The 6,189-nt window shown below is 70.6% G+C and carries 3 protein-coding genes; 1 reads left to right on the forward strand and 2 read right to left on the reverse strand.

What is annotated here, in order from left to right:
- Positions 1-342: 342 nt before the first annotated feature.
- On the reverse strand, positions 343-1,017 hold the full coding sequence (locus EAO76_RS42275; protein ID WP_148841528.1) for an HNH endonuclease family protein: 675 nt from the start codon (positions 1,015-1,017) through the stop codon (positions 343-345).
- Positions 1,018-1,520: 503 nt separating this feature from the next.
- Here EAO76_RS42275 and EAO76_RS47090 point away from each other — a divergent pair.
- The gene (locus tag EAO76_RS47090) at positions 1,521-3,077 is read left to right on the forward strand and encodes a hypothetical protein (protein WP_262376220.1); all 1,557 of its coding nucleotides are present in this window, start codon (positions 1,521-1,523) and stop codon (positions 3,075-3,077) included.
- 457 nt (positions 3,078-3,534) lie between these two features.
- On the opposite strand, the gene EAO76_RS42285 is transcribed toward EAO76_RS47090, so the two are convergent.
- Positions 3,535-5,829: an NACHT domain-containing NTPase gene (locus EAO76_RS42285; RefSeq protein WP_148841529.1), complete on the reverse strand. Its 2,295-nt coding sequence runs from the start codon at positions 5,827-5,829 to the stop codon at positions 3,535-3,537.
- Positions 5,830-6,189: the final 360 nt, after the last annotated feature.

Here is a 6,189-nt window from a genome sequence, read left to right on the forward strand (position 1 = left end):
CTCCAGCGCCCTCCGCGGCGCCGCCTACGCCACAGGGGCCGGAATCGTCGGTCTCGGTTTTTGGTGGGTCCAGCAGCAGCTGTAGACCGAGCACCCCGGTACGGCACCGCCCAGCGCGTCTGCCTCGACGATCCTGTTCGTGGCCCGTTCGGCTGCCGCGCCGGCACTGGCCTCGGCGAGGGTTTCGGCCCCGGCGCCGTCGCTCCCGCCCTGAACGCGGACTCTGCCGGTGGACGACGCCCTGGACACGGCGGGCAGGCCCAGCAGGAGCCGAAACGGCCGTGCCCCGGCGACCAGAAGCGGCTGGTTGCCGGGGCACGGAACGCCGGGTGACCGGTCGGGTCAGGGTGCGGGGGTGTAGGTGACGGGGGTTCCGCCGCAGCCGGCCGCGATGTCCAGGAGCCGGTCCTTCTCGAGTTCGTCGACGGCCAGGTCCCAGCGGAGTTTGRTCGCGGTCCATTCCGCCGCGTAGCGGCACAGTGCTCCGGGGGCAGGGGGGAGCCATTGGGCGGGGTCCTGGTCGGCCTTGGACCTGTTGGTGCGGGCGGTGACCGCCACGAGCGAGGACGCCTGGCCGAGGTCGTTGGCGTAGGCCTCGCGGCGGGCCGCGGTCCAGGCCGAGGCCCCGGAGTCCCAGGCCTCGGCGAGCGGGACCATGTGGTCGATGTCCAGGCTGCCCGCGGAAGTCACCGTCTGCTCGTCGTAGTACGACCACCAGGTGCCGCCGGTCAGGGCGCACCGGGCGCCGACGGTGGGCGGGGTGACGGCCTCGGCGATGAGGACTTCGGCGCGGGTGTTGCAGCCGTCGCCCAGGTTGGCGCCGGCGTTCCAGTGGCGGAAGCTGCTGCGGGTGTAGCCGTCGCGGGACTCGGTGCCCAGCGGCAGCGCGGAGACCGCGGCGCCGATCGGCAGCACGGTCGGCTCGGCCGCCTGCGCGTGGGCGGCCGGAGTGGTGGCCGCGAGCGGGGCGAGGGTGAGGGAGAGCGCGGCCAGGCCGCGTACCAGGTTCTTGATCACGCACGCCGTGATAGCGCCTGACAGGGCCTCACCCGGCCCGGAATGCTTGATGATCAGCCGTGGGAGTGAACAGTTTCACCGGGGAAACGGTTCCCCAGGGCCACCGGGACCAGACCCGGTCGGCCAGCGGCGGACGATGGCGGCACTCGACCGATACCTGGCCGACCACTGGCAGGGCGGCGGCGACCGAGCGCTGCTCCACTTCAGCCAGATCTACCCGTGCGGCAAGGACCGGCAGGGCGACCGCAGCCCTGCGGAGTCACGCAGTCGCGGCCGCCGCCGTCACCGCGATGCCGCACGCCATGAGACAGGGCGCCGCACGGTCACTGGTCAGCAGCTACGCCAGACGGTCACCGTCCAGGCCCGGTGGGCACAGGTCCATGAGTGGTGGGCCGCGGTCCAAGCCCTGTCGGAACCGAACAAGCAGGGTGTCACTGCCCATGTTCTGTTGTCAGTGGTCGGCCCTACCGTGGAATGCGCGGTTTTCCTCTGGTAGTTGCTGGATGGAGATACTTGTGACAAATGGTGTGTGGCACTCCGGACTGAACCTGGTCCTCGAGCTCGACAAAGAAGACCTCGGCCTTCCCTCTGGCAGAGGGATCAACGCCGCCGATCTGATCTCGGAAATCCTTCTCCCTGTCGCCGACCGGCCACGGGACCTCCTGGTCTGCGTGGAGCGCAGCCTCGGCCGTGAGTGCAAGGCCGAGCTGCGCGGCGTCAAGAGCCCCCACATGTACGTACGTCAGCATCGCGGCCCGGACGGGCTCTTGCGGTTACGGGCCGCGCATCTCCCCACCGCGCACGAGATGACCGCTGAGGAAAGCGACCGTCACAAGGCGATGAAGGACTTCGTCGCGCGTCACTGCCAGTCCGCAGGCATCGAGTCGAGGGTTGAGAAGACCACGAGGAACCGCACATCCCGGCCCGACGTCACGGTCATCGGAGACGGAGGGATCAGCCTCGGGTGCGAGGCCCAGTTCTACAATGCTGGCCCCGATCTCGTCCTGCGCCGTTCCAGGGCACACTACGACGCCGGCCTCGTCACCAACTGGATCACCCATGACGACACCTTCCATCTCGTCGACAGGGCCAACTGGATGCTGATCCGTGACACCCCCTGGCAGGAGATCCGTCGCGCCGCCGACCTTCCGCTCTTCGGCGGATACCGCATCCTCGCCGACTGGCACTGCACAGCCGCCGCCGTCCGGGCCTGCCCGACGGGCCGGGTGAAGACGGGGTGCGGCAAGCGCCACCTGCAATGGGAGACCCCCCGCCTCCTGGACGGTGAAGCCGCCGGCTGGACCGGCTACCGGGGAGACCGGCTCGGCGTCACCGTCGGCCGCACCATCGTCGGCGCCGCCACGGGAAGCGTTGTGCCCCTCTTCGTCCCCGGGCGCAAGGACCACCGGGCCGGAAGCTACATGTGGGTTCCGGCCGAGGACCGGAACACCTGGACCGAGTACCGCAGCGAGCAGCCCCCGGCCGAAGAACCACCTCCTGAGACGAGCCAGGACCTGCATTTCTCCGGCAGGGACGCCGATGGAACATGCCGGTTCGGGGAGAAGCCCTGGGTTCCCAGCGCGCCCCTGCCCCGCCGGGGCATCGCCAGCGTCGAACTCACGATGACGCTCGACGAACCCGCCATTCCCCGGCCGCGCCTCCCCGAACCAAAAATCGAACACACGTATTATTCGGATATGGCTGAGACAACGTTCCCCGATGATCTTCGCGCCGCTCAGGTCCGCCTGCACGAGGCCGCCGCGGAGCTCGCCGCGCTCGGGCGCGCCCTGCCCTGGTCCGTGGAGCCGCGCGACGGGTGGCCGGGGAAGGAGCACTCGCACACCGGTGAGGTCACGGGCGGCCGGCCGCCGTCGCCCGGCTGGACGGACGAGCAGAAGGCCGCCGTCGACGGACTTCGTCGGGAGTGTCTGGCCCTGTCGGAGACCGTCAGTGCCCATCCGTACTGGGCGGACTTCACCGGCGGGGACCTGGTGGACCGGCGGATGGAACTGAAGTCGATCACACGGCCGGAAGCTACTCTCCCGGCTGGCGCGGCCTGACCCGACGCCATCCGTTTTCAGTGCGACCGGCGACCACTCCGTGGCGCCCGTCGGCGGCGAGGCCGGCTCTGACTCGTGCCGGCGGTTGCCCTGTCAGCTCTCCGCTCGTGCCCCTGCGTCGTGGCCGTAGGTGCGCGGGGCGGGTTCCGGTGTTGCGGGGTGGTGGCCGAGTACTCCGCGGGCGCGCAGGTCGGCGAGCGAGTCGAGGTCGGGGCGGTACAGCGTGCCCCCGTCCAGATCCGCGCCGGCCGCCTGGACCCGGGAATGAATGAGGCCGGGGGCGGTGACATCGGCGTTCGCCTCGGCGGGGGAGCGGTGTTTGGAAGGTAGGACAAGCTCATGTCGCTGCTGTCGGGCGCGCAGGGTGGGTGTCCGTGAGGGCGCAGGAGCGTATCAGAGGGAGACCGTGCGGGGCGGGAGCACCGGCAGCCTGCCGACCGTTCCCACGGCGCGCAGTTCAGGCGGTCGGTCGGCGCTTGGCGAGCGCCTTGGCGGCGTGTCTGCGGGCGGTCCCGGCTTCGGCGAGGCGGGTGAGCAGCGCGAGGGCCTCCTCGCGGTGCCCGTCCACATCGGCCAGGAACTCGACAGCCTCCACGCGGGCGAGGCTGTCCCAGGCATCGGGGTCACTGGCGATCCTGGCCAAGGCTCGGGCGCCCTCCTCGCGGTACCGGGACAGCCAGGTGAGGGCGCGGGCCGCCAACACGGGACCGTAGATGTCGTCCTCGGGATCGTCGTACACGGTCATGGCCGCGAGCGGCCCGGCCACGCGTTCGTCGTCGAGCCGAGCCAGGCCGGAGGCGGCCCTCGCACGGCGGCGGACGGTCAGGCCCTTGTTGTTGGTCATGCGCAAGAGCAGCCCAGTGCCACGCTCATCACCCCAACCTGCCAGGACCGTTGCCATATCCATGCGCTCGTAGAAATCGCCGTAGAGGGGAAGGGGGGCACGGTCAAGGAGAGAGGCGAACAGAGCGATGACCTCGTGCCGGTACTCGGCCAGCCTGCCAAGGGCCTGCCCGGCATTCAGGCGGTGCTCGAAAGGAAGCGTGCTGTCGCTTGCTAGACGGAGCAGGAACCCCGCGGCCCTGGGCCTGTAGTCCTTCAGGCGCGCCAGCTGCGTGGCCGCCCGCACGCGGTTCTCGAACGGCAGGGCGGTGTCGTCGACGAGCCCGGCGAGAAGCTCGGCGCCCTCGTCCCGGTGCCCGGCCAGCATGGCCAGGTACCACGCGGCCACGATCCGGTAGCCGGCCAGCTCTTTGTTCCGCGAAAAGGCCGCAAAATGACGGGCCATAAAGTCATCGGGCAGACCGGTCCGCATCCGCATCTGATGGGACAGCAGCCGTACAGCGGCAACCGCGTCATGTGCGGCCAGCTCGTCCAGGGCCCGCACGGTATCGGTCGCGATGCGGTCCCCGGGGGTGAGGAGTCCATTGAGGAGGAAGCCCAGGTAGGACGGGTCGATGGCGAGTGACTGCACGGAAGACGGGGGTACGCGGGATGGGGTTGCGTCGTCTCCGGCGGGGACGGGTCGGCGGGGGAACAGCCGCGCGAGCAACTCGGCGCGGGCCTGGACGTCGCGGGTGGCGTGCCGGGCGGCGTGGTATTCGAGCAGGGTCTGGTGGAGGAAGTGGAAGTCTCCCGCCCGCTCGACCAGGAGGCCGGTGGGCCGCAGGAGATCGCCCAGGAACGCGTTCCAGAGCGCTGGCCTGACCTTGTCCGGGCGTTGGACGTGCAGATGGGCGGCGAGGATCGCGATGGCCGGGGCGGTGTTCCCATTGATCCTTTCGTGTGCCACGTGGTCTATGAGGTCCGGCAGTTCGTCACGCACCAGGCGCGAGGCCTGCTCGGTTGCCTGCTGGTCGCGGGGGATCTGATGCCGGTCGGTGAGGACGCGGATCGCCTCGGCGTGGGTGGCCCGGACGCTCTTGTGGGTGTTCTGCTCGTAGAGCAGTTCGACGAAGGACCGGTAGGCCCCGGTGCGGCCCTCGGGCAGGGGCCGAGCAGGGTCGGCCGCGTACAGCGGGCACAGCATGGAAGCCATCAGCGGGGTGCGGGCCAGCTCGTGCAGGCCCGACATCTCCAGTCCCGCTGTGAATCGCCGGACATGCCCATCGCGGTTCGGCAGGTTGCGGAAACACCGTTGGGCGTATGTACCCAGGTCGGCTGCGGTGAAGGGCTGGAGTTCGAAGCGGCTGGCGCCGGGTCCCAGCCGGGTCAGCTCACCGTCGGGCAGGGGGCGGGTCGCGACGACGAACCGGTAGGTCGACGGCTCCTGGTCTCCCTCCCGGGCCAGCCGCTCCAGCAGGGCGACGCGGGTGGCACGGTCCGAGACCTCGTCCAGACCGTCGACCATGACCAGCCAGGGCGTGCCGGAGTACGGCGGACGGGTGAAGAAGTCCGCAGTCGGCGCCTCGCGTAGCCCGTACGGGCCGAGTTCGTCAATGACTGCGGCTTCGAGAGCCTGGACCAGGAGAGGTTCGGCGGCCAGAGTGGTCGCGCGGATCAGAACCGGGACGGACGGATGCGCCCGATCGTGCGCCCGGCCCGCCAACCAGCGGGCGGCCCCGTCGGACAGGTGGTGGCGCAGCAGTACGGACTTGCCGCCGCCTGCGGCGGCAAGGAGCACCCGGATGCGGTCGGTCCCGGTGAAGACGGTCTCGGCGGAAACCCGCTCGTTGACCGAGCCCGGCACGCACGCGTCGGAATCGTCTAGGTCCGGGGCGTCGGCCCGCCGGTCCTCGGCGAGCTGGCGCACGTAGACCTCGGCGAGCGGGAACGGGCCGGGGCCCTCGGAAAGGCCGGGGTAGGGGTGCTGGCCGGCCGCGCGCGCGGCGGCACGCAGGTACGAGGCCAGCAGCGCACCGTGCCCGGGGGCGACGTTGCCGAGCCCCGGCGTCAGGACGTAGTAATTGACCTGGTCGGCGTACCCGACCGCGAGGCCGCCCCTGGAGGCGGTGATCGCAGTCCAGGCGGTGACAGGCGGTGGCCGGGTGGTTCGGTCACGAGGACGAGGAGCGCGTACTCATTGAGCTGGACCGTAGTGCGCATGCACTGGCCGTTGCCGATGAGGCCGAGGCGGAGGTCGTGCGGCGCGGCGAACAGGCCGCATGGCAGG

The organism is Streptomyces sp. sk2.1, assembly GCF_008120935.1.
Lineage (GTDB): Bacteria > Actinomycetota > Actinomycetes > Streptomycetales > Streptomycetaceae > Streptomyces.

Coding starts and splice junctions, on each gene's coding strand:
- EAO76_RS47090 (WP_262376220.1), top strand. CDS start 1,521: ATGGAGATACTTGTGACAAATGGTGTGTGGCACTCCGGACTGAACCTG.